The sequence below is a fragment of the Mycetocola sp. Y171 genome (assembly GCF_056713165.1).
Window position 1 is genome coordinate 294,867 of the sequence record NZ_JBWYGX010000001.1, and the last position, 20,864, is coordinate 315,730.

Annotated in this window: 24 protein-coding genes; 12 read left to right on the plus strand and 12 right to left on the minus strand. The window is 67.5% G+C overall.

What is annotated here, in order from left to right:
* Positions 1 to 29: 29 nt before the first annotated feature.
* Positions 30 to 2,063 (plus strand): TPM domain-containing protein, encoded by a 2,034-nt coding sequence (locus AC1M2K_RS01475; protein ID WP_480239561.1) that lies wholly within the window; start codon positions 30 to 32, stop codon positions 2,061 to 2,063.
* A gap of 40 nt (positions 2,064 to 2,103) precedes the next feature.
* On the plus strand, positions 2,104 to 2,892 hold the full coding sequence (locus AC1M2K_RS01480; protein ID WP_480239562.1) for a PspA/IM30 family protein: 789 nt from the start codon (positions 2,104 to 2,106) through the stop codon (positions 2,890 to 2,892).
* Positions 2,893 to 3,017: 125 nt separating this feature from the next.
* Here AC1M2K_RS01480 and AC1M2K_RS01485 read toward each other — a convergent pair whose 3' ends face one another.
* The gene (locus AC1M2K_RS01485; RefSeq protein WP_480239563.1) at positions 3,018 to 3,770 is read right to left on the minus strand and encodes a gamma-glutamyl-gamma-aminobutyrate hydrolase family protein; all 753 of its coding nucleotides are present in this window, start codon (positions 3,768 to 3,770) and stop codon (positions 3,018 to 3,020) included.
* Between the two features lie 152 nt (positions 3,771 to 3,922).
* On the opposite strand from AC1M2K_RS01485, the gene AC1M2K_RS01490 reads away from it, so the two are divergent.
* The 4 genes from AC1M2K_RS01490 to AC1M2K_RS01505 are packed head-to-tail and all read left to right on the plus strand — an operon-like array spanning position 3,923 to position 7,652.
* Positions 3,923 to 4,741 carry an arginase family protein gene (locus tag AC1M2K_RS01490; RefSeq protein WP_480237643.1) on the plus strand — a complete coding sequence of 273 codons (819 nt, stop codon included), beginning with the start codon at positions 3,923 to 3,925 and terminating at the stop codon, positions 4,739 to 4,741.
* A gap of 38 nt (positions 4,742 to 4,779) precedes the next feature.
* On the plus strand, positions 4,780 to 6,204 hold the full coding sequence (locus tag AC1M2K_RS01495) for a dihydrolipoyl dehydrogenase family protein (RefSeq protein WP_480239564.1): 1,425 nt from the start codon (positions 4,780 to 4,782) through the stop codon (positions 6,202 to 6,204).
* A gap of 5 nt (positions 6,205 to 6,209) precedes the next feature.
* Positions 6,210 to 6,581: a Fe-S oxidoreductase gene (locus AC1M2K_RS01500; RefSeq protein ID WP_480237645.1), complete on the plus strand. Its 372-nt coding sequence runs from the start codon at positions 6,210 to 6,212 to the stop codon at positions 6,579 to 6,581.
* A 33-nt stretch (positions 6,582 to 6,614) separates the two neighbouring features.
* On the plus strand, positions 6,615 to 7,652 hold the full coding sequence (locus AC1M2K_RS01505) for an LLM class flavin-dependent oxidoreductase (RefSeq protein WP_480239565.1): 1,038 nt from the start codon (positions 6,615 to 6,617) through the stop codon (positions 7,650 to 7,652).
* 7 nt (positions 7,653 to 7,659) lie between these two features.
* On the opposite strand, the gene AC1M2K_RS01510 is transcribed toward AC1M2K_RS01505, so the two are convergent.
* On the minus strand, positions 7,660 to 8,487 hold the full coding sequence (locus tag AC1M2K_RS01510; protein ID WP_480239566.1) for an aldo/keto reductase: 828 nt from the start codon (positions 8,485 to 8,487) through the stop codon (positions 7,660 to 7,662).
* A 31-nt stretch (positions 8,488 to 8,518) separates the two neighbouring features.
* Here AC1M2K_RS01510 and AC1M2K_RS01515 point away from each other — a divergent pair, with 31 nt between their 5' ends.
* Positions 8,519 to 9,091 carry a uridine kinase family protein gene (locus AC1M2K_RS01515; protein WP_480239567.1) on the plus strand — a complete coding sequence of 191 codons (573 nt, stop codon included), beginning with the start codon at positions 8,519 to 8,521 and terminating at the stop codon, positions 9,089 to 9,091.
* Positions 9,092 to 9,116: 25 nt separating this feature from the next.
* Here AC1M2K_RS01515 and AC1M2K_RS01520 read toward each other — a convergent pair whose 3' ends face one another.
* The 3 genes from AC1M2K_RS01520 to AC1M2K_RS01530 form a co-directional block, all read right to left on the minus strand.
* On the minus strand, positions 9,117 to 9,590 hold the full coding sequence (locus tag AC1M2K_RS01520) for a siderophore-interacting protein (protein ID WP_480239568.1): 474 nt from the start codon (positions 9,588 to 9,590) through the stop codon (positions 9,117 to 9,119).
* Between the two features lie 72 nt (positions 9,591 to 9,662).
* Complete coding sequence (locus AC1M2K_RS01525) at positions 9,663 to 10,124, minus strand: carboxymuconolactone decarboxylase family protein (RefSeq protein WP_480237650.1); 462 nt, start codon at positions 10,122 to 10,124, stop codon at positions 9,663 to 9,665.
* Positions 10,125 to 10,158: 34 nt separating this feature from the next.
* Positions 10,159 to 11,592 (minus strand): amidase, encoded by a 1,434-nt coding sequence (locus AC1M2K_RS01530; protein WP_480239569.1) that lies wholly within the window; start codon positions 11,590 to 11,592, stop codon positions 10,159 to 10,161.
* A gap of 105 nt (positions 11,593 to 11,697) precedes the next feature.
* Between AC1M2K_RS01530 and AC1M2K_RS01535 the strand changes: the two genes are divergently transcribed.
* Genes AC1M2K_RS01535 through AC1M2K_RS01545 form a run of 3 tightly spaced genes read left to right on the plus strand, consistent with a single transcriptional unit; the run spans position 11,698 to position 13,747 of the window.
* Positions 11,698 to 12,060, plus strand: a complete 363-nt coding sequence (locus AC1M2K_RS01535) for a GntR family transcriptional regulator (RefSeq protein ID WP_480237652.1) — start codon at positions 11,698 to 11,700, stop codon at positions 12,058 to 12,060.
* On the plus strand, positions 12,057 to 12,965 hold the full coding sequence (locus tag AC1M2K_RS01540; protein ID WP_480237653.1) for an ABC transporter ATP-binding protein: 909 nt from the start codon (positions 12,057 to 12,059) through the stop codon (positions 12,963 to 12,965). Before AC1M2K_RS01535 ends, AC1M2K_RS01540 begins: the two co-directional genes overlap by 4 nt.
* Entirely contained in the window at positions 12,962 to 13,747 is a 786-nt protein-coding gene (locus AC1M2K_RS01545; protein WP_480237654.1) for a hypothetical protein, read from the plus strand. The genes AC1M2K_RS01540 and AC1M2K_RS01545 overlap by 4 nt, the downstream gene beginning before the upstream one ends.
* Positions 13,748 to 13,812: 65 nt before the next feature.
* Here AC1M2K_RS01545 and AC1M2K_RS01550 read toward each other — a convergent pair whose 3' ends face one another.
* Genes AC1M2K_RS01550 through AC1M2K_RS01570 form a run of 5 tightly spaced genes read right to left on the minus strand, consistent with a single transcriptional unit; the run spans position 13,813 to position 16,779 of the window.
* A complete protein-coding gene (locus AC1M2K_RS01550; protein ID WP_480237655.1) occupies positions 13,813 to 14,181 on the minus strand; it encodes a hypothetical protein in 369 nt (122 codons plus the stop codon).
* Between the two features lie 32 nt (positions 14,182 to 14,213).
* Positions 14,214 to 14,792 (minus strand): N-acetyltransferase family protein, encoded by a 579-nt coding sequence (locus AC1M2K_RS01555; RefSeq protein ID WP_480237656.1) that lies wholly within the window; start codon positions 14,790 to 14,792, stop codon positions 14,214 to 14,216.
* 35 nt (positions 14,793 to 14,827) lie between these two features.
* Positions 14,828 to 15,538: a uracil-DNA glycosylase gene (locus tag AC1M2K_RS01560; protein WP_480239570.1), complete on the minus strand. Its 711-nt coding sequence runs from the start codon at positions 15,536 to 15,538 to the stop codon at positions 14,828 to 14,830.
* A complete protein-coding gene (locus tag AC1M2K_RS01565; RefSeq protein ID WP_480239571.1) occupies positions 15,535 to 16,260 on the minus strand; it encodes a Type 1 glutamine amidotransferase-like domain-containing protein in 726 nt (241 codons plus the stop codon). Before AC1M2K_RS01565 ends, AC1M2K_RS01560 begins: the two co-directional genes overlap by 4 nt.
* Positions 16,261 to 16,269: 9 nt before the next feature.
* Entirely contained in the window at positions 16,270 to 16,779 is a 510-nt protein-coding gene (locus AC1M2K_RS01570; RefSeq protein WP_480239572.1) for a phosphoribosyltransferase, read from the minus strand.
* Between the two features lie 83 nt (positions 16,780 to 16,862).
* On the opposite strand from AC1M2K_RS01570, the gene AC1M2K_RS01575 reads away from it, so the two are divergent.
* Positions 16,863 to 18,068, plus strand: a complete 1,206-nt coding sequence (locus AC1M2K_RS01575) for a benzoate/H(+) symporter BenE family transporter (RefSeq protein ID WP_480239573.1) — start codon at positions 16,863 to 16,865, stop codon at positions 18,066 to 18,068.
* Complete coding sequence (locus AC1M2K_RS01580) at positions 18,065 to 19,351, plus strand: GNAT family N-acetyltransferase (protein WP_480237661.1); 1,287 nt, start codon at positions 18,065 to 18,067, stop codon at positions 19,349 to 19,351. Before AC1M2K_RS01575 ends, AC1M2K_RS01580 begins: the two co-directional genes overlap by 4 nt.
* A gap of 7 nt (positions 19,352 to 19,358) precedes the next feature.
* On the opposite strand, the gene AC1M2K_RS01585 is transcribed toward AC1M2K_RS01580, so the two are convergent.
* Positions 19,359 to 20,084, minus strand: coding sequence for an aminoglycoside phosphotransferase family protein (locus tag AC1M2K_RS01585; RefSeq protein WP_480239574.1), 726 nt, complete (start codon positions 20,082 to 20,084; stop codon positions 19,359 to 19,361).
* Between the two features lie 2 nt (positions 20,085 to 20,086).
* Entirely contained in the window at positions 20,087 to 20,854 is a 768-nt protein-coding gene (locus tag AC1M2K_RS01590; protein WP_480239575.1) for an SDR family NAD(P)-dependent oxidoreductase, read from the minus strand.
* Positions 20,855 to 20,864: the final 10 nt, after the last annotated feature.

Consider the following 20,864-nt stretch of genomic DNA (forward strand, 5'->3'; position numbering starts at 1 on the left):
ACCTCCACCGACGAACAGAAGGCGGGCAGATGCGGGCACGCTCATTCTGGGCGATTGCGGCAGTGAGCGCCGCGATCGTGCTGGGGAATCCTGCAGCCGCGCTGGCCGCCGATCCTGTCGAACTCGGGTCTGACCGGGTCCTCGACGATGCGGGCGTTCTCTCGTCAGGGGACGTCAGCGAGATCGACGCCGCCATCGACACCCTCAACGCCGACAGCGGGGCCGACCTGTGGGTCGTCTACGTCGACGAGTTCACCAACCCCAGCGACGCAGGCGACTGGGCGAACGGCACCGCTGAGGCGAACGGCCTCGGGCCGGCACAGTACCTGCTGGCGGTCGCTGTCGACCAGCGCAGTTACTACCTCTCCGGCGCGAGCGACGGACCGGTGACCGAGGAGCAGCTCGGGGAGATCGAACAGCAACTCGTCCAGCCGCAACTGAGGGAAGACGACTGGGCGGGCGCCGCGATCGCCGCCGCCACCGGGCTCGGAAACGCCATCGTCGGCGAGGACGTGACGGCGTCAGCTGACGGCGAAGGCTCGAACTCGATCATCTGGATCATCATCGGCGTCGCCGTTGTGATCGGCATCATCGTGATCGTCGTCGTGTTGCGCCGCCGGAAACCCGCCGTGGATCCCCGTGCCGGCGAGCCGGCGGAGCTTGCAGCGGTCTCGACCATCGACCTCGAACGCCAGGCGGGCAGCGCGCTCGTCGCCACCGACGACGCCGTGAAGACCAGCGAGGAAGAGCTCGGCTTCGCCGTCGCGCAGTACGGCGAAGAGACCGTCGCGGCGTTCCGGACGGCGATCGCCACGGCGAAGGACAACCTCTCGCAAGCGTTCACGATCCGCCAGCAGCTCACCGACGCCGCACCGGACAGCGAGCAGCAGGTCCGCGCCTGGAACGCCGAGATCGTCCGCCTCTGCATCGACGCGAACTCAGCCCTCGACCGCGAGGCCGACGCCTTCGACGAGCTGCGCAAACTGGAGCAGAACGCGCCCGCAGCCGTCGGTGCGCTGCGCACCGAGCGGCAACAGGTCGGTTCGCGGTCCACCGTTGCCGCCGAAACTCTGCAGTCGCTGTCCAGCCGATACGCCGCCACCTCACTGAGCACCGTCGCCGACAACCTCGAGCAGTCGGCCGAACGGCTCCTCTTCGCCGACCAGACGCTCGCCGCCGCTGACGCGGACATCGCCGCAGGGGACCTCGCCGGCGCTGCCGTGGACATCCGTGCCGCTGAGGAGGCCATCGACCAGGCCGGACTCCTGCTCGACGCCATCGACAAGCTCGGGGCAGACCTCGATACCGCAGACCGGTCGATCACCGCTGTCGTCACCGATCTCAGGAACGACCTGCAGCTGGCACGGTCCCAGCCGGACCCGGACGGCTCCCTCGTGAACGTGATCGCCGCCACCGACGCAGTCGTCACCGAGGTGGAGCAGAAGCGAGCCGCAGGCCAGCACGCCCCCGGCGAGTTGCTCGCACGGCTTGAGGCCGCGAACACCTCGATCGACGGGATCCTGCAGCAGGTCCGCGACGCCCAGGCGCGGTCGCAGCGAGCCCAGTCCCAGCTCGGGCAGGCGCTCTCGTCCGCAGGCGCAGTGGTCTCCGCCGCTGAGGATTACATCACCGCCAGGCGCGGAGCCGTCGGCGCCGACGCACGAACCCGGCTCGCCGAGGCGGGACGCAACCTTGTTCAGGCACAGCAGCTCGCGGCATCCGACCCCGTAGCGGCGCTCGCGAGCGCACAGACGGCCGACCAGCTGGCCCGCGCCGCCATCGACTCGGCCCAGTCCGACGTGTCCGGCTTCGGTATGCAACAGGGCGGCTTCGGCGGCATGATGGGCGGCGGACAGCAGCAGTCTGGCAACGGCATGATGGGCGCCATCCTCGGCGGCATCATCATCAACTCGGTGCTCGGAGGCGGCGGCCGCTCGAGCGGGGGGTTCGGCGGATTCGGCGGCGGAGGCGGCGGGTTCGGCGGCGGTCGCAGCAGTGGCCGCAGCGCAGGAAGTTTCGGCGGGAGCGGTACGCGCTCCCGGCGGGGAGGTGGCCGGTTCTGACGGCCACCGAAGACACAGATACCGATCGAGAGGAAGAATCATGGCCAAGCAATCGATCTTCGGGCGCATCGCCCAGCTGGCGAAGGCGAACATCAACGCGCTCATCGACCAGGCGGAAGACCCCCAGCTGATGCTGGACCAGATGGTGCGTGACTACACCAACAGCATCGCTGATGCCGAAAGCGCCATCGCCGAGACCATCGGCAACCTGCGACTGCTCGAGGAGGACCACGCAGAGGACGTCCGTGCAGCGAGCGACTGGGGCAACAAGGCCCTCGCCGCCAGCCGCAAGGCCGATGAGTACCGCACGTCGGGCAACACCGCTGACGCAGACAAGTTCGACAACCTCGCGAAGATCGCCCTGCAGCGCCAGATCGCTTCCGAGGGCGAGGCCCGCCAGGCCGAGCCGCAGATCGCCTCGCAGTCGCAGGTCGTCGAGCAGCTCAAGAACGGCCTCAACGGCATGAAGGGCAAGCTCGAGCAGCTGAAGAGCAAGAGGAGCGAGCTCCTCGCCCGTGCGAAGACCGCCGAGGCCCAGAAGAAGGTGGCCGACGCCGTCAAGAGCATCGACATCCTCGACCCGACCAGCGAGGTCAGCCGGTTCGAAGACAAGATCCGCCGGGAAGAGGCGAAGGTCCGAGGCCAGCAGGAACTCGCGGCGTCCAGCCTCGACGCGCAGTTCGAGTCCCTCGAGGACATCGGTGAGCTCACCGAGGTCGAGGCCCGTCTCGCCGCCCTGAAGTCCGGTGGCTCAGCCGCCGTCACGGCTAAGCCAGCACCGCACGCCGTCGAAGCGACACAGGGCGCGCCGTACACGCCGAACGAGTAATGCGACCGGGCTGACCGCCCGGGACCCAGGCGCGGGAGAAGGACACGCTGCGAAAGCGGCATCCTTCTCCCGTTTCTGTTTCTACAGACGGGATACCGTCGGTTGGCCGCAGGTGACGGAGGCGGTCAGGCGCGTTCGAGGACCGTGTCCGCCTGCGCGGCGAGGGAGTCGAGGAGCACGAGAAGCTGACCGGCCGGAGCGAGGAGAGCCTCCGGGTGCCACTGCACGCCGGTGATCGGGAGTGTGTCGTGCTCGATCGCCTCGATGTGTCCGTCGTGTGCCCAGCCCACGGCACGGAGGCCGGAGCCGAGGCGGTCGACGACCTGGTGGTGGGCGCTCTGCACCACGAGGTGATCGCGGCCGTAGCGTTCGCCGAGTCCGCTTCCGGGCAGCAGGCGAACCGGATGCTCCACGAGCGCGTACTCGACGGGGAGGTCGATGTTGCGGTGCCCTGACGCGTCGACGTGCTGCAGGAGCGTTCCGCCGAGGGCCACATTGATGATCTGGTGGCCGCGGCAGATGCCGAGCACGGGAATCCGTCTGGATGCGGCGACCCTGACGAGCTGGATCTGGGCGGCATCCGCCACCTCGAAGTGGTAGCCCTCGCCCTCGTAGCCGCGTTCGCCGTCGTAGAACTGGGGATCGATGTCTTCGCCTCCCATGATGACGACCGCATCGGCGTCATCGGCGGCGTGAAGGAGACCGTCGACGCCGAGGTCCGCGGCGGAGAGCTGCGTGACGTCCCAGCCGGAGTCGCGCGCGTCCGCGGCCGCCCGGTCGATCATGGTGCGAACATAGGCGTCGTACGCCGGCGAGTGGTCACGCTGGGCGGTCACCTCGACCATGACGAGACGGCGGCCGTGGGTGTTCTCGGTCATCCCGGCCTCCTCCCTGTCGCGGTGCTGCGCTTGGACCATTCTGCACTGCGGATGGCGCGCCTGCCACGCCAGATGCAACAGGCCGCAACAGTCGTGCCTGGCATGGCCGTCCGCACGTCGCGCGAGCTGCTCAAAAACCGGATACTTGGGGGATGGCGACTTTCGTGGTTGTGCCCGCGTGGCAAGGTTCCGGTTCGTCCCGCGCGATGCGGCTCATCGATGGAGCTGAGGCGATCCGCGGGGACCTTCCCTCTTCGGCCACCGTCGTCGTCGACGTCCCGATCGAGGCCGGAGAGTCACTCGACACCGGCGTTCACCGGTTGTCCTCACTGAAGATCATCCGCGAGCGGCAGGACGCCGCGCTCCGTTCCGCGACCGCCCCCGTGATCACGATCGGTGGCGGATGCTCGGTGGAACTCGCCGCCGTCGACCACGTGCTGTCGACGAGCGACGACACCTGCGTGCTCTGGTTCGACGCCCACCCCGATCTCAACACACCTGACGAGTCGCCGTCCGGATCATTCGACGGCATGGTGCTGCGTGCTCTCACCGGCGAGGGCGTGCCCGACCTCGCGGCCAGGAACCCGCTCGCCCCCGGCCGGCTCCTCGTGCTCGGAGCCCGCGACATCGACGGTCCCGAGCAGGAGTTCCTCGACGGCTCCCCCATCACAATGCTGTCCGTCGACGAGCTGACGCCTGCCGCCCTTCTCGACGCGGTCACAGCATCCGGAGCCACCAGGGTCTACATCCACGTCGACCTCGACGTGCTCGACCCTGCCGACATCGCCGGGACCGACTGGGCGGAGCCGTTCGGACTTCCTGCCGCGCACCTGATCGAGCTGATTGGCGCCGTCAAGGCCGGATTCGCACTTGCAGGAGCAGGCATCACGGGTTTCGCCCCCGCGAGCTCAGCGCACGCCATCGACGATCTCGGAACCATCCTGAGAATTCTCGGCGCTCTCGCCCGCTGACCTTTCCCACCACCCCGGGGTGGCCCTAGCCTCGAACAATGACCGATACCGAGTATGACCTCATCGTTCTGGGTGCTGGACCCGTCGGAGAGAACGTCGCCGACTACGCCACCAAAGCCGGACTCTCCTGCGTGATCGTGGAGAGCGAACTCGTCGGAGGAGACTGCTCGTTCTGGGCGTGTGTTCCGTCGAAGGCGCTGCTCCGTCCTCCTGCCGCTGTAGATGCCGCCAGGCGCGTCAACGGCGCGAAGCAGGCCGTGTCAGGCGACATCGACGTCGACGCCGTCCTGAAGAGACGCGACTACTGGGTCAGCGACTGGGACGACTCAGGTTCGCTGCCCTGGCTGGAGCAGACGGGCATCGCGCTCGTGCGCGGCCACGGGCGGCTCGCCGGGGTGCGGAAAGTCGAGGTGACCGGACCGAACGGCGAGTTCGTGACCCTGACGGCACGGCACGCCGTAGCCGTGGCCACCGGCTCGGCTGCACTGATCCCCAACATCCCCGGGCTGAAGGATGCCTCGCCGTGGACGAGCAGGAACGCCACGGGTGTGAAGAACGTCCCCTCATCACTCGCGGTCATCGGCGGAGGAGTGGTTGCCGCCGAGATGGCGACGCTCTACGCCGCACTCGGGTCGACGGTCACCGTGATCGCCCGAAGCGGGATGCTGGCCGGCCTCGAGGACATCGCCGGTGAAGCCGTCACGAAGAGTCTCCGCGCAGCGGGCGCGACAGTGCTCCACGGCTCACCCGTCGGGGTCGAGCGCACAGGCGACGGTGTGGTTATCGAGCTTGATTCAGGTGAGTCGGTGACAGCGGCCGAGGTGCTCGTCGCGACTGGCAGGACCCCACGGACCTCCGACCTGGGCCTCGAGACGATCGGTCTCACGCCCGGCTCCTGGCTCGATGTCGATGATTCCCTCCAGGTCAGAGGCGTCGACGGCGGCTGGCTCTACGCCGTCGGCGACGTGAACCATCGCGTGCTGCTCACCCACCAGGGCAAATACCAGGGCCGCGCGGCGGGCACCGTCATCGGCGCGCGTGCGGCAGGAGACGACTCGGAGGCCGAACCGTGGGGTGACCACGCAGCATCCGCAGACCACGAACGCGTCCCGAGTGTCATCTTCACCGACCCGCAGGTCGCATCGGTCGGCCTGACCGCTGCCGCAGCAGAGAAGGCGGGATACCGGACGCGCGTCGTCGACTATGACTTCGCCGGGGTGACCGGTGCCGGGCTGCACTCGGATGACTACGAGGGCGCCGCCAGGGCTGTCGTCGACGAGGACCGCGGCGTGCTCCTCGGTGTGACCTTCGTCGGCCAGGACGTGGGAGAGCTCCTCCACTCCGCGACGATCGCGGTCGTGGGCGAGGTCCCCCTGACGCGGCTCTGGCACGCCGTCCCCGCTTTCCCGACGATGAGCGAAATCTGGCTGCGGCTGCTCGAGACGTACCGGAACGACCGTTGAAGCGGATGCTCGTCGACTCTCCGCTGAGCAGGCTCGGCTACCTCTACGCGAACCTGGTCGGACTGGTCTGGGGGTCGATCTGGTCGACGGGGAGGGTCGAACGACGGAACGGGCTCTGGGTGTTCACCGGGATGCCGAACTGGACGTTCGGGCGCGGCGGTTCCTGCGTCGGCGGGTGCTACCTGACCCGGTCGAATGTCTCGGATGACGTTCTCGAGCACGAGGCGATTCACAAACGGCAGTGGCAGCGCTACGGAATGCTGTTCCCCCTGCTCTACTTCGTCGCCGGGCGGAACCCGCTGAAGAACCGGTTCGAGATCGAGGCCGGCCTGGAAAAGGGCGGCTACATCCGGTCGCCCGGCGGCCGCGGCAGGTAGCGAGGGAATAGGAATGATGCACCGGTTGTATTCATGAGTATGGAATTAGGCGTTTACAGCTTCGGTGACATCCCCACTGACCCCGCGACGGGGAAGCTCGTCTCCCCCGGGCAGCAACTGCGTGAGACGATCGAGCGGATTCGACTGGCGGACGAGGCAGGCCTGGACTGGTTCGGTATCGGCGAGCACCACCGGCCGGAGTACTCGATCAGCTCGCCGGCGACCGTGCTGGCCGCAGCGGCGACCGTGACGAAGAACATCCGGCTTTCCAGCGCCGTCACCGTGCTGTCGACCGAAGACCCCGTGCGCGTCTTCCAGCAGTTCGCGACGATCGACCTGCTGAGCGGAGGCCGCGCGGAGATCGCCGCAGGGCGCGGCTCGTTCATCGAGTCGTTCCCGCTGTTCGGCGCGAACCTCGCCGACTACGACGAGCTCTACGAGGAGAAGCTCGGGCTTCTGCTCGAACTCAACGACCATGAGCGGGTCAGCTGGAATGGCCGATTCCGCCCCGCACTCGACGACGCACTCATCCTCCCCCGCCCCCACGGGGAGAAGCTCGACATCTGGATCGCCACCGGCGGCAACCCCGAATCGTCGATGCGTGCCGGGTACCTCGGCCTTCCGATCAATTACGCGATCATCGGCGGATACCCCGAGCAGTTCGCGCCGCTCGCGAAGCTCTACCGTGAGGCGGGCGAGAAAGCCGGGCATGAGACATCCGCCCTCAAGGTCGCCGTCTCCGGTCCCGGCTTCCTCGCCGCCACGAGCCAGGAGGCGAAGGACACGTTCTACCCGTACTGGCGCACGTCGATGACCAAGATCGCCGCCGAGCGCGGGTTCACCGCGCCGAGCCGGCTCGGTTACGACAGCCAGACCGCCAGGCGCGGAGCGATCTTCGCGGGCAGCCCGAACGAGGTGGCCGACAAGATCATCGCCCTTCACGGACATCTGGCGTACGACCGGCACGCCCTGCAGATGGACTGGTCTGGGCTGCCTCACTCCCTCGTGATGCGATCGATCGAGCTGCTCGCCTCAGATGTCATGCCTCAGGTACGCGCCGCCATCGGCTAGCCGACGCTCAGTCGAGGTCGTCGGGGTCGCGGCCGGTCCGCTCGCCGGACTCGAGTGTGGCGATCCCTGCAATGTCGGTCTCGTCGAGCTCGAAACCGAAGACGTCGATGTTCTCGACGATGCGCGACGGCGTCGCCGACTTCGGGATCACGACGTTGCCCAACTGCAGGTGCCAGCGGATCACGACCTGCGCAACGCTGACGCCGTGCTTCGCGGCGATGAGGTCGAGTGGGGGGTTGCCGAGGATCCCGCCCCTCGCCAGCGGTGACCACGCCTCTGTGACGATGCCTCTCGCGTCGTGGAACTCCCTTGCCTCGCGCTGCGGCAGCCACGGGTGGAGCTCGATCTGGTTGACCGCCGGCACGATCTCTGTTTCGGCGAACAGGCGCTCGAGGTGGTGCGGGTGGAAGTTGCTCACCCCGATCGACGCCACGCGGCCATCGGCCCTGAGCCGTTCGAGCGCCCGCCAGGTGTCGACGTACCGGTCCTGCGCCGGCGCCGGCCAGTGGATCAGGTAGAGGTCGAGGACGTCGAGACCGAGCAGCTCCATGCTGTGGTCGAATGCCCGGAGCGTGCTGTCGAAACCGTGGTCGGTGTTCCAGACCTTCGTCGTCACGAAGAGATCGCTCCGATCGACTCCCGAACGACGGATGCCATCCCCGACGGCCTTCTCGTTGGCGTACAGCGTCGCCGTGTCGATGTGACGGTAGCCGGCGTCGATGGCGGTGGCGACGACATCCGCCGCGATGCGATCAGCCACCTTGTACACCCCCAGCCCGAGCTGCGGGATGGTGTGGCCGTCGTTGAGTGTGCGCGCTGGGATCTCGGATGCCATGACTCCATTATCGGCTCGTTAGGCTGGCGCCATGGACGCAGCAGTCACCGATCCCGTCGCCCGGATCGCGCAGGACGTCCTCGACGCGCCAGCGGTCCGTGGCATCCGCATCGTCGGAGTCGACGGCCCATCTGGCTCAGGAAAAAGCACACTGGCGGCACGCGTCGCGTCGGCCCTCGACGCACCGCTCATCCAGATCGACGACTTCGTGTCCTGGCCGGACTTCTCCGGCTGGTGGCCCCGGTTCGAGGCGCAGGTGCTTCAACCGCTCCTGGCCGGACGACCGGCACACTGGCAGGTACGGGACTGGGCGGGCGACGAGTTCGGCACCAGCCTCGGCGAGTGGAGAACCCTCGAGTGGGCACCCGTCGTCATCGTCGAAGGCGTCACCTCCTGCCGCCGGGCGGCAGCGGACAGCCTGACCTATTCGATCTGGGTCGACGCACCGCCCGGTCTGCGACTCGGCCGCGGAATCGAGCGTGACGGAGAGAGCCATCGTGCACTCTGGGAGACCTGGATGGCCGAGGAAGACGAATTCTTCCGCGACGACGGCACGCGGGACCGTGCCGACCTCATCGTTTCAGGTGAGCGCGCGCTGCCCTGACCGAACCACGGGCACGGGAGGAAGGTCAGCGCGAGGTGCTGAGGCGATACGCCGGTGGGGTCTGGATGACCTCGTCAGACACGCCGAGTCCGCCGGTGAGGTAATCGTGTGCCTCGGCGACGCCGCGGTAGTGACCACCGAGCCAGACGTGGATCTCTTCCGGGTTCTCGCACAGCATCTCGCCGGCCCAGGCACGGACGGCTCGGGAGACGGCTTCGCCCGGCGCGCATGTGCGCCCGGTGCCAGGGGCGCCTGATCGCCTCGACCGAGGCAGCCAGGTGACCGTCATGCGCGGAGGAACGTGCAGGGCACCGATCTCATCCTCGGATCCGACCTCGACGAAGACACGTCCGGTCGCACAGAGCGGGAGCGTGGCAAGCATGGCTTCGAGTTCCGGGAGCGCCGATTCGTCACCGGCGATGAGGAACTGGACGCGATGCTTGTGGTTCGCCTCGTTGGCTCTGTGACCGGAGTGGTCGGTGCGGGTCTGTACGGTCATCTCCCCTCCAGTATAGGCAAGCCTTACCTGAATTCGCCAGACGACCGCCGACTGCCCAGTCCGCTCCCAGCCTCACACGGGATCGACGATGTACCTGCTGGTCACTGCGATGCGGTTGAAGGCGTTGATCGAGACGATGATCCAGCTCAGCGTCGCGAACTCGACCTCGTCGAACACCTCACGCGTCGCCGCGTAGACGTCATCTGTCACATGCCCCTCAGACACGAGGGTGATCGCCTCGGTCAGCGCCAGGGCGGCACGCTCCCTCTCGGAGTACAGCCCGGCCTCCCGCCAGGCCGACAGAACGGTCAGCCGTTCCGCCGTCTCGCCGAGCGACAGGGCTTTCTTCGTGTGCACCCGGAGGCAGTACGCACAGGCGTTGATCTGCGACGCCCGCATCTGCACCAGCTCCGAGAGCAGGGGCTCGATCCCGGCCTCGCGGGCGAGCTGGCCGACCTCGGCCGAGAGCGCCGCGAGCTTGGCGTATGCGGTCGGACGGGTCTTGGAGAGGTGCACGCGGGCGGCAGTCGTCATGCATCCATTGTGGGCCATCGCCCGGCTGCCGGGGTCAGCGGGCTGCGATCGGCGGCGTCCGCAGCTGCCAGCGGATGCGACGCTCCAGCTGACTGCCCAGGGACAGCAGGGTCGACTCGCCACCGGGGCGGCCGATCAGCTGCACTCCCATCGGCAGTCCGTCCGCGGTCTCGCCCACAGGCAGGGAGATGGCCGGGAGCCCAGCGACGTTCACGAAGGACGTGAACGGTGAGTACTGGCATTGCTGGATGAAGTTGAGATCGGCGTCCTCGGCGTCGAACCAGCCGATCGGCCGCGGCGTCTGGCCCAGCGTCGGAGTGATCACCGCGTCGAAGCTGGCGAACTGAGCGATGACGCTGCGCTCGAAGTTCGTGAGCGTCGTCAGCGTCTCGGCGACGTCGCGGGCGCCGAGTTCGCGCCCGGACCGCACGAGGTGCCTGGTTACCGGCTCGAGCAGGTCCAGCCTGTCGTCGTCGACCGGGATCGTCGCTGCCGAGATCCGCCATAGCCGGCGGAAGGCGTCAAGGTATACGCCGTCGTGATCGAGACGGACGTCGTCGATCCCGTGTCCCATGGCTCCGAGGTGCGCCAGGGCCATGCTCACGGCAGCGGATGCCTCCGGTGCGACCCGGATGTCCATCCCGTCCTCGAACGGCGAGTTCGCGAGCACTCCGATCGAGAACCGCCCCTCTCCGCGCACAGCGGCGCCGAGCAGGTCACCGTCGTTCTCGTCAGGCGCGCGGAGCGCGAAGTGATGATCGATGCGGCCGTTGCGCCTGCCGATCATGGCGTCGAGCAGCAGGGCGGCATCCGTCACGCTCCGCGCGATCGGACCCTTCACGCCCAGGCCGCCGATCGTGTCGATGCCTGAACCGGCAGGCACGAGGCCACGGGAGGGTTTGATGCCGACCAGCCCGCACGCTGCCGCCGGAATCCGGATCGAGCCGCCGCCGTCACTCCCAGGGGCGAACGGCAGCAGTCGGGCAGCGACAGCCGCGGCCGCTCCCCCGCTCGACCCGCCTGCGCCGAGGTTCAGATCCCAGGGGTTCCTTGCGGGCGGCGCGACGAAGGACTCGGTGTAGCCGTGCATCCCGAACTCGGGGGTGTTGGTCTTGCCGACGCTGATCGCGCCTGCGCCGTCGAGCACCTCGACGATTTCGTCTGAGCGGGGTGAAATCGTGCCCGCGAACGCGCGCGAGCCGAAGCCGGTCGCGACGCCGCGCCGCATGGTGAGGTCCTTGTCCCCGATCGCCAGTCCCCACAGCGCGGTCGTCCGCGGAACCGTCTGCTCCAGATCCTGGGCCCGTCGCGTGGCAGCGTCCGCTGTCACGGTGACGAAGGCACCCAGCTCCGGGTCGAGCCGCTCGATCCTCTCGAGGTAGTGGGCGGTCAGCTCGGCAGGTGAGACCTCCCCGCGCTGAAGGGCGAGCCACTGGTCGAGGGCGCTGAGTTCATGCAGTTCGGTCACTCGTCGAGCCTATGCCCGACGGGATTTCGATGGGGGTCTTGACAAATGGAACGAAACAATGTTGGTTAGTTAGTGAAGTAATGAACCACATAACCCGGAGGTGCCGTGATCGACGAAGGCAAACCGATCTTCCTTCAGATCGCCGAACAGATCGAGAACGACATCATCGCGGGCTCGATCGCGGAGGAGAGCCAGGTGCCGTCGACCAACGAGTTCGCCGCGTTCTACCGCATCAATCCAGCCACAGCCGGCAAGGGGGTCAACCGACTTGTCGACGACGGAATTCTGTACAAGAAGAGAGGGATCGGCATGTTCGTCGCCGAGGGCGCCCGCGCCCGACTCATTTCCGCCCGCACGACCCGGTTCCGCGACGAGTTCATTCGCCCGCTGATCGCTGAGGCGGCAAAACTCGGAATCGATCCGGACCAACTCACTGAAATGATCTCAAAGGAAGGCGTCACAGCATGACCACCTCATCCGCCCCCAGTCCCGTGATCAGCGTCGACGGTCTCACCAAGCGTTTCGGCAAAGTCGTCGCGGTGAACGATGCCAGCTTCGACATCCAGCCGAACACGATCACCGGACTCCTCGGCCGGAACGGTGCAGGCAAGACGACAGTCATGCAGGTGCTCACCGGACAGGACTTCGCCACTTCAGGAACGGTCAGGGTGTTCGGGGAATCGCCCGCTGAGAACGCCAGCGTCCTCAGCCGCATCTCGTTCATCAAGGAGAGCCAGCGCTACCCCGACGATTTCCAGCCCAGGCATGTGTTCGCGAGCGCGCCGTGGTTCTTCGAGAACTGGGACGCGGAGTTCGCCGAACAGCTCATCGAGGAGTTCCGCCTCCCGGTGAATCGCCGGATCAAGAAGCTCTCCCGCGGGCAGCTCTCCGCTGTCGGCGTGATCGTCGGGCTCGCGTCCAGGGCTCCGCTGACATTCTTCGATGAGCCGTACCTCGGGCTGGATGCCGTGGCGCGCCAACTCTTCTACGACCGCCTCCTCGAGGATTACGCGGAGCATCCGCGCACCGTCGTCCTCTCCACGCACCTGATCGACGAGGTCGCCCAGCTCCTCGAGCACGTGATCGTCATCGACCAGGGCTCGATCATCATCGACGAGCCCGCCGAATCGCTCCGCGGCTCGGCGACGACCGTCGTCGGGATGCGGGGGGCTGTCGACGCGTTCGTCAGCGGACGCGACGTGCTCCACCGTGACGGCATCGGCGGCCTCTCGTCCGTCACGGTCGGGCGCCTCAATGCCGACGAGCGGAAGGCGGCAGCGCAGGCCGGACTCGAGCTCTCGCCGGTCTCGCTCCAGCAACTGATCGTCCGACGGACGAACGTCACCGAGAAGGAATTCGAGAACCACTCATGACCACGACAGCTCTCACGACAACGGCTCCCCTGACCGAGGCAGGACACCCCCATCGCATGACTCGCATCTGGAACGCCGCACGGCTCAACTTCGTCAACCCGTGGACCGTCTACTGGACCCCACTGATGATCCTGTTCTTCATCTGGCTCGTCAACTTCGCGATCTGGTGGATCATCAGCTCCAGCGTCGGCGCCTCAGACCGGCAGGACGCGATGGACGGGACCCAGTGGAGCGGGGCATCCTTCTTCATCTTCGTCTACATGCTCGTCATCGGCGTGCAGTCGATGAATGCGACGTTCGCATACGCGCTGGGGCTCAGCCTCAGCCGACGCGAGTTCTACCTCGGGTCCTCGCTGGCCTTCGTCGTGCTCTCCTCGGCGTACGGGGCCATCCTGACCACCCTGTCGTACCTCGAGGAGTGGACGAATGGCTGGGGCGTCGGAGGACACATGTTCACGTCGTTCTACTTCGGGGCCGGACCGGTCTGGCAGCGCTTCTTCATCTTCACCGTTGCCCTGCTGTTCTTCTCCTTCATCGGGGCGGTGAGCGGCACGATCTTCATGCGCTGGCGCACGAACGGCCTGCTCATCGCAGCCGCGATCAGCATCGTCCTCGTCGTCGCCCTGCTCGCCCTGATCACACTGACGGGAAGCTGGCCGCTCGTCGGCGAGTGGTTCGTCGCGTCGGGCCCATCCGGGGTCGTCGCGTGGATGCTCATCCCGACGGTGATCTCAGCCGTCGCCGGGTACTTCATCCTCAGCAGGGCCACCTCGAGGGGCTGACCATGCAACGCTGACCCATACAGGACAGAGACGGGCCGGGAGAGCGGAAGCTCCCCGGCCCTTTTCTACTCGAGTTCCGCAGCCAGTTCGGTCAGCAGCCGGCCGAAGACGTGTGCGGACTGCGCGATGGATTTCCTCCCGGTGATCGGTCCTGCCCAGTGCGCCGTCTGGGCGACGTTGACGAGTTCGTGCTCGATCCGCGCCCCGCCAGGAGTCGGCAGCACGCGGTACTCACCCCGGTACCACCAGCCGCCTTGAATGATCAGCAGACGCTCGGCGTCATCGGCCGTGAAACCGGTCACATCAGGGTCAGGAGGGGTCAGCCGCCGTTTGATCGCGGCGTAGACAGTCGAGGGATCGGCGTGGATCTCCCCCGCGTACGAGCGAAGGACGGTGTTTCTGGCCGGACGGTCGTGTGGAGCGGTTTTCGGCATGCCGACACGCTATCGCAGCCTGCCGGCATCCGTTATTTGAGCGATTTCTGCAGCAGAACCGTTCCGAGCCAGCGTTCGAACTTGAACCCGACCCGGCCCATCCGCCCGATCTCGGTGAAACCGAACGACTCGTGGAGGGCGATGGACGCTTCGGCGCCCTTGTCGCTGATCACCGCGAGGATCTCCTTGAGACCGGCAGCCTTCGACCTGTCGATCAGCTCGCTGAGCAGGACCCGCCCGAGTCCCTTCCCGGTCGAGGCCGGGCCGAGGTAGATCGAGTTCTCGACAGTGAAACGGTACGCGCGCTTCTCCTTCCACGGCGAGACGAGCGCGTAGCCGAGGATCACCTTGTTCGGCGACTCGGCGACGATGAACGGCATGCCGAGCTTCTGCAGGTGCGCGAACTTTGACTTCCACTTCGCCAGGGACATCTTGTCCTCATCGAAGGTCACGACGCTGTTGGCGACGTAATAGTTGTAGATCTCGCGGATGTGCGGCAGGTCGGCCAGCTCGGCGTCGCGGATCGAATACTGGAACGGCGCCTCAGGCTCGGGTTTCTTCCGCAGGTGCGGTGGCAACTGTCTACGGGGCTGGTATTCCTCTTCAAGCACGGCTCAAGCGTAGACGACCGCGCTGTCAGCGATCCTCACCAGAGGCGAGCCGATTCGAGGCTCCAGTCCACCGGTACTGCGCCCTGCGCCTCGAGAAGCTCGTTGGCTCGCGAGAACGGCGCCGATCCGAAGAATCCGCGGGATGCCGAGAGCGGGCTGGGATGCGCGCTCGCCACGATCGGGGTGTCACCGAGCAGCGGCGCCAGCGACTGGGCATCCTTCCCCCAAAGGATGGCGACAAGTGGGGTGCCACGCCCGACGAGGGTGCGGATGGCGAGGTCGGTGACCGCCTCCCAGCCGATGCCGCGGTGCGATCCGGCCTCCCCGGCGCGAACCGTGAGAACCCGGTTGAGAAGCAGCACGCCTCGTCCGGTCCAGGCGCTGAGGTCACCGGAAGCCGGCGGAGGAGTGCCGAGATCGTCGGCGAGTTCCCTGAAGATGTTCGCGAGGCTCCGCGGCAACGGACGGACATGCTCGTCAGCGGCGAAGGAGAGGCCGATCGGATGGCCTGGGGTGGGGTACGGATCCTGCCCCACGATGAGCACGCGCACGTCGTCGAGCGGAGCCGCGAAGGCGCGGAGGATGTTCTCCTCGGCCGGAAGCACGTGCTCGCCTCGCGCCGTCTCGGCCGCGAGCTCACCGGCGATCGCGTCGAGCCGAGGTTGAACCGGTGCGAGTGCCGCGGCCCAGCCGGCATCGATGCGACCGGATGCCGCCAGCGCGGCCAGGTCGAGCGACGAGGTCATCCGCCGGCCAGCGAGGAGACGCGAACCCCCGCCTCGGTGGGGAGGATCTGCCAGACATTGCCGGTGCCGACGGCGCGGAGCGCGCCTTCGCCGACGATGAATGCCGTGTTCTCGTCGATCGCGATCCCGCCGGCGACCAGGCCGGCTTCCGTCGCCGCGATCAGCCGGGAGAGGTTGCCCCACTGCACGGCATGGACGTCGACCGAGATGTCGATCAGCCCGATGCCGTTCTCGACGGTCACTTCGTCGAGATCCTCGGAACCGTCCTCAGGGCTCACTTCGACCCCGCCGATCCGCCATCCGCCCACAACGGCGTGCTCGGCGGCGATCATCGACCCTGCTGAGAAACCGAGGTACGGCACCCCGGCCGCGACCTGACGCCTGATCTCCCCGAAGATCGGCCGCAGGGCCTCGAGGTATGCGGGGGTCAGCCCTCCCCCGATCAGGATCCCGTGCACGTCGGCGAGCGCAGCGGTCGTGGCCGGGTCGCCGTGACCGAATGCGCTGACGACGGGCTCGAAAGCGCCGCCAGGTGCGGCCGCAGCGATGAGCTTTTCCGCGTGATCCGCACCGTCGCCGTCACGCACCACGACAACGGCGATCCGCGGGGGGCCCTCGAAGCCGGCTGCAGCCGCCCGTTCAGCCGCTTCGGCCAGGAATGGAGCGTAAACCGCCCCGTCGTTCGATGCGGACCAACCGCCGCCGACCAGATGCACACTCATGGTTCGAGCCTAGACAGTGAGCGGCGGGAGCGCCGACCACGGGAAGGTGATCCACTTGTCCGTGTCCCGCCAGACATAGTCGGGCACGAGGACGGTCCGTGGCTTGGAGTAGAGAGTGAGCGTGCGCACCGTTGCACCGTGTTCCGACAGCAGGTCGACGACCATGGCGAGAGTGCGACCGGAATCGGAGACGTCGTCGACGAGCAGGACGTTCTTGCCCGTCAGCGCCGGCGCATCGAGCAGCGGAGGGTGCAGCACCGGTTCCGGCAGACGCTCGTCGACGTCGGTGTAGAACTCGACGTTGATGCTTCCGCAGTTCTTCGTGCCGAGGGCGTAGGCGATCGAGCCGGCGAGCAGCAGTCCACCGCGGGCGACGGCGACGACGATATCGACGGCGAAACCGCTTGCGACGACCTTCGAGGCCATGTCCCTCGAGGCCTGGCCGAATTCCTCCCAGCCGAGGACTTCCCGCTCAGGTGGAAAGGATGCGGGGAGTTCGGTGGGTGTGGGGATCGTCATGGAATCACGCTACAGCTCTATCCGGCTCCATCCGGCTCCATCCTGAGGGCCGGAATTGGCACCGGGGCGCGCGTGCCGCCAAGATGATGTCGTGGCCTGCCGGTCACCCGCGACCGCTCCGCACAGAGGACTCCGCCATCATCCAGCCCATCTCCGCCGGGATCGTCGCGGCCATCACCGGGTTCGCCACATCGTTCGCTCTCGTCATCGCCGGGCTCCAGGCGGTCGGCGCGACCGAAGCCCAGGCCTCGTCCGGGCTCCTCGCCCTCTGCCTCGTCGTCGGGATCCTCAGTGTCATCCTGACCTGGCTGCTGCGCATCCCGCTCTCCTTCGCCTGGTCGACCCCTGGCGCCGCACTGCTGCTCGCCGCCGGCTCCGGCACGACCAGTTTCGCCGCCGCCGTCGGCGCCTTCGTCGTCTGCGCGCTGCTCATCGTGTTGTGCGGGCTCTGGCCGCCACTCGCGAACGCGATGACGCGCATCCCGAAGCCGCTGGCATCCGCGATGCTCGCCGGCATCCTCTTCCCCATCTGCCTGGCCCCGATCCAGGCGTCGATCGAACTTCCCCTCCTCGCGCTTCCGATCGTGATCACCTGGCTCGTGCTGTACCGGTTCGCCCCTCGCTGGGCCGTGCCAGGCGCCATGGCGGTCGCCGCCGTCGCGATCGCGATCAGCGCAGGGACAGACTGGATGGCGACGGCGACGCTCGCCCCTCAGCTGGTCTTCGTCGCCCCGGTCTTCGAACCCGCAGTCATCCTCAGCCTCGGTGTCCCGCTCTTCGTGGTGACCATGGCCGGGCAGAACGTGCCAGGCGTCGTCGTCATGTCGACCTTCGGCTACACCGTGCCGACCAGGACCGCGCTCGTCGGCTCGGGCGCCGCGTCAGGGGTCGGCGCACTGTTGGGCGGCCACGTCATCAACCTCGCCGCGATCACAGCGGCCCTCATGGCCAGTCCGGAGGCGCACCCAGACAAGGCGAAGCGCTGGATCGCCTCGTTCACGGCGGGCGTCGCCTACCTCGTGCTGGGCCTCGGCGCCGGCGTAGCCACCGCGCTCGTCGCGGCATCCCCTCCGATCATCATCACGGCCGTCGCCGGGCTCGCCGTCCTCGGCGCCCTCATCGCCTCCCTGACAGGAGCACTCGACGACCCGCATTCCCGGGTCGCGGCTGTCGCCACGTTCCTCGTCGTCGCCTCAGGCATCGTCGTCCTCGGCGTCGGCAGCGCCTTCTGGGGGCTGCTGGTCGGTGCTGTGATTCTGCTCGTCCTCCGGCGTAAGGTTCACGCGTGACCACAATCGACGATTCCTACGAATTCCGCACGTTCGACGCATCCGGCCGTGAGGTCAACGCTGAGACCCGCGGGTGGCTCCAGGCCGACGCCCAGGGCTTCCACGCGAAGAAATACACCGACGAGTCACTGTCCCGGGTGTCAGAGGGCCTCGTCACCGATAGTCAGACCCTGACCGGCGCATACGCGAAGCACCGCAGGGACGCCTCGCTCCCGGCCGAATACCCCGTCGCCACGTTCGCGTCGTTCGAGAAGACGATCAACGTCGGGGGCGGGACGATGCTCCCAGCCCACCTCATCTCATCCGTCACCGTCCGGCCGACCCACCGCAGGCGAGGACTGCTGCGCCGGATGATGACAGACGACCTGGCCACGGCGAGCGCGAACGGATACGCCATCGCGGCGCTCACGGCGTCTGAGGCCAGCATCTATCGTCGTTTCGGTTTCGGGCCGGCCGTGTGGCACCGATCGATCACGGTGTCCACAGACGCCGGATTCCGCCTGCTCACCGTACCGAGCGGCACCTGCGACTGGATCGATGCCCGCGAGCTCGAGGCGATCGGTCCGCAGGTCTTCGCGCGATTCCACGCTCGGCAGACCGGCTCGGTCGACCGCCACGTCGGCATCTGGCATCACATCACCGGGAAGTTCGATTCGGACGGTCAGGAAGACCGCAGCATCCGTGCCGCCCTGCACTATGACGGCGACGGCGAGATCGACGGCTATGTCTCGTACCGCTTCACCGGCTGGGAGTCTGAGAAGCGCGCGGTGAAGGTGGTCGACTTCGTCGCCGCCGACGACAATGCGGCCGTCGGGCTGTGGCACTACCTCGCCTCGATCGACCTCGTCGACACGGTGACCTGGAACATGGGACGCATCGACGACCCTCTCGCCTGGGCACTCGACGATCCACGGCGGATCACCGTCGGCAGCGTCGACGACTGGCTCTGGATGCGGATCCTCGACGTACCCCGCGCCCTCGAGGCGAGGCCGTACTCGTCTGACGGCGACGTCGTCCTGCGCGTGACGGACGAACTCGGCTACGCGGCAGGCGTGTTCCGGCTCACCGTGTCGGATGCCACGGCGCGCGTCATCCGCGACGACGCGGCACGCCCGGATCTGGAACTCGACGCATGGGTCCTCGGCTCGCTCTACCTCGGCGGCGCAGACCCGCTCGTCCTGGCGGCTGCCGGGCAATTGCGTGAGCACACGGAGGGGGCCGTCGCGACCATGCGCACCCTGCTGGCGCCGGACCAGCCGGTATACGGAATCACTCCGTTCTGAGCCCGGGTCAGAGCAGTGCTGCGAGGTGCCGGGCGTCCCGCTCGTAGGCGACGGCCTCAGCCCTCAGGTGCGGCTTGAACAGCTCGTCGGCCTTCTCGACCGACATCTCAGCGAGGTCGTGGAGTCGTGTCACCGCGACCCGGACGACGTCGCGCCATGAATCGTGTGAGCCGTACGCGTCGAGGACGATCTCGATCCGCCTGCGCATCTGGTTCTGCCCAGGGGCGCCGTCAGGGATGTCAGCCGTCAGCGGGCAGGCGCGCGTGGCGAAGTAGGCGATGTCCCACAGCCTGGGCCCCGGCGAGCACATGTCGAAGTCGATCGCGCCCGTGATCGCCCCTTCGTCATTGAAGGCGAGGTTGTGCGGCGCGAAATCGTTATGACAGATGACCTCGGACGGGACCTTCGTCGGCGACTGCCAGATCGCCCCGTCGACGGCGAACCCGATCGACGCGTCGTGCAGCTGACGCAGCTTGTGCGCTCCGTCGACGAGAACGGCGTCATCCCAGACGAAATGAGGCAGCGGATACAGGGGAACGTTCCCCTCGACGAAACTGAGGATCTCGACGTCTCCCTCGATCCCGAGCGGCGTCGGAGTCCAGTCCACGCCGTTCCTGGCGAGATAGCCGAGGTAGCGGTGCACGGTCGGGGTCCACGGCCCGGCCGTCCTGCGCACGGTGTTCCCCACACGCTGCACCGCGTTCATGTTTCCGCCAGGGAGGAACCCGTCCATGATCAGTCGCTCTTCATCCTCAGGTCGCCGCGGATCACCTTGTGAGGTGCCGCCTGCGCGACCGGCTTCACGGTGATCGAGTCGATGTTCACGTGGGAGGGAAGCTCGACCGCGTGCACGATGGCTTCGGCGATGTCGTCAGCGCTGAGCGGGTCAGGGACGTTGTCGTAGACGGCGTCCGCCCTGGCCTGGTCCCCGCCGAACCGGACGAGGGAGAACTCGTCCGTGCGCACCATCCCCGGTGCCACCTCGATGACGCGGATCGGTTCGCCGGCGAGCTCGAGCCTGAGCACCTGCAGGAGGGCCCGCTGCGCGAACTTCGCGGCGTTGTACCCGCCGCCGCCCTCGTACGCCACCGACCCGGCGATCGACGTGATGCCGACGATCGACGCGGCATCCGCCTGGCGAAGGATCGGGAGCAGGGCCGAGATCACACGCTTCGTCCCGAGAACGTTGATGTCATACATCCTGGCCCAGTCGTCGGTGTCACTGGCTTCGACCGAGTCCATGCCGAACGCACCTCCGGCGTTGCTGACGAGCGCGTTCGCCCCTCCGGATGCCGCGACCACGTCGCGCACCCTGTCCACATCCGCCTGCACGGTCAGGTCGGCGACGACCACCTCGGCGCCGGTCTCGGCTGCGAGCGCCTCGAGACGGTCAGCCCTGCGGGCGACCCCGACGACGTCCCATCCCCTCGACCGGAACAGCCGCACCGTGGCGGCACCGATCCCCGAACTCGCCCCGGTCACGACCACGCGCTGTGCACTCATGCCACAAGCC

Coding starts and splice junctions, on each gene's coding strand:
- AC1M2K_RS01485 (WP_480239563.1), bottom strand. CDS start 3,770: ATGACCGAGAACACCCACGGCCGCCGTCTCGTCATGGTCGAGGTGACC.
- AC1M2K_RS01565 (WP_480239571.1), bottom strand. CDS start 16,260: ATGAGTGTGCATCTGGTCGGCGGCGGTTGGTCCGCATCGAACGACGGG.
- AC1M2K_RS01500 (WP_480237645.1), top strand. CDS start 6,210: ATGCTCGTCGACTCTCCGCTGAGCAGGCTCGGCTACCTCTACGCGAAC.
- AC1M2K_RS01540 (WP_480237653.1), top strand. CDS start 12,057: ATGACCACCTCATCCGCCCCCAGTCCCGTGATCAGCGTCGACGGTCTC.
- AC1M2K_RS01495 (WP_480239564.1), top strand. CDS start 4,780: ATGACCGATACCGAGTATGACCTCATCGTTCTGGGTGCTGGACCCGTC.
- AC1M2K_RS01505 (WP_480239565.1), top strand. CDS start 6,615: ATGAGTATGGAATTAGGCGTTTACAGCTTCGGTGACATCCCCACTGAC.
- AC1M2K_RS01570 (WP_480239572.1), bottom strand. CDS start 16,779: ATGACGATCCCCACACCCACCGAACTCCCCGCATCCTTTCCACCTGAG.
- AC1M2K_RS01520 (WP_480239568.1), bottom strand. CDS start 9,590: ATGACCGTACAGACCCGCACCGACCACTCCGGTCACAGAGCCAACGAG.
- AC1M2K_RS01490 (WP_480237643.1), top strand. CDS start 3,923: ATGGCGACTTTCGTGGTTGTGCCCGCGTGGCAAGGTTCCGGTTCGTCC.
- AC1M2K_RS01560 (WP_480239570.1), bottom strand. CDS start 15,538: ATGACCTCGTCGCTCGACCTGGCCGCGCTGGCGGCATCCGGTCGCATC.
- AC1M2K_RS01585 (WP_480239574.1), bottom strand. CDS start 20,084: ATGGACGGGTTCCTCCCTGGCGGAAACATGAACGCGGTGCAGCGTGTG.
- AC1M2K_RS01525 (WP_480237650.1), bottom strand. CDS start 10,124: ATGACGACTGCCGCCCGCGTGCACCTCTCCAAGACCCGTCCGACCGCA.
- AC1M2K_RS01515 (WP_480239567.1), top strand. CDS start 8,519: ATGGACGCAGCAGTCACCGATCCCGTCGCCCGGATCGCGCAGGACGTC.
- AC1M2K_RS01475 (WP_480239561.1), top strand. CDS start 30: ATGCGGGCACGCTCATTCTGGGCGATTGCGGCAGTGAGCGCCGCGATC.
- AC1M2K_RS01545 (WP_480237654.1), top strand. CDS start 12,962: ATGACCACGACAGCTCTCACGACAACGGCTCCCCTGACCGAGGCAGGA.
- AC1M2K_RS01480 (WP_480239562.1), top strand. CDS start 2,104: ATGGCCAAGCAATCGATCTTCGGGCGCATCGCCCAGCTGGCGAAGGCG.
- AC1M2K_RS01590 (WP_480239575.1), bottom strand. CDS start 20,854: ATGAGTGCACAGCGCGTGGTCGTGACCGGGGCGAGTTCGGGGATCGGT.
- AC1M2K_RS01510 (WP_480239566.1), bottom strand. CDS start 8,487: ATGGCATCCGAGATCCCAGCGCGCACACTCAACGACGGCCACACCATC.
- AC1M2K_RS01550 (WP_480237655.1), bottom strand. CDS start 14,181: ATGCCGAAAACCGCTCCACACGACCGTCCGGCCAGAAACACCGTCCTT.
- AC1M2K_RS01575 (WP_480239573.1), top strand. CDS start 16,863: ATGATGTCGTGGCCTGCCGGTCACCCGCGACCGCTCCGCACAGAGGAC.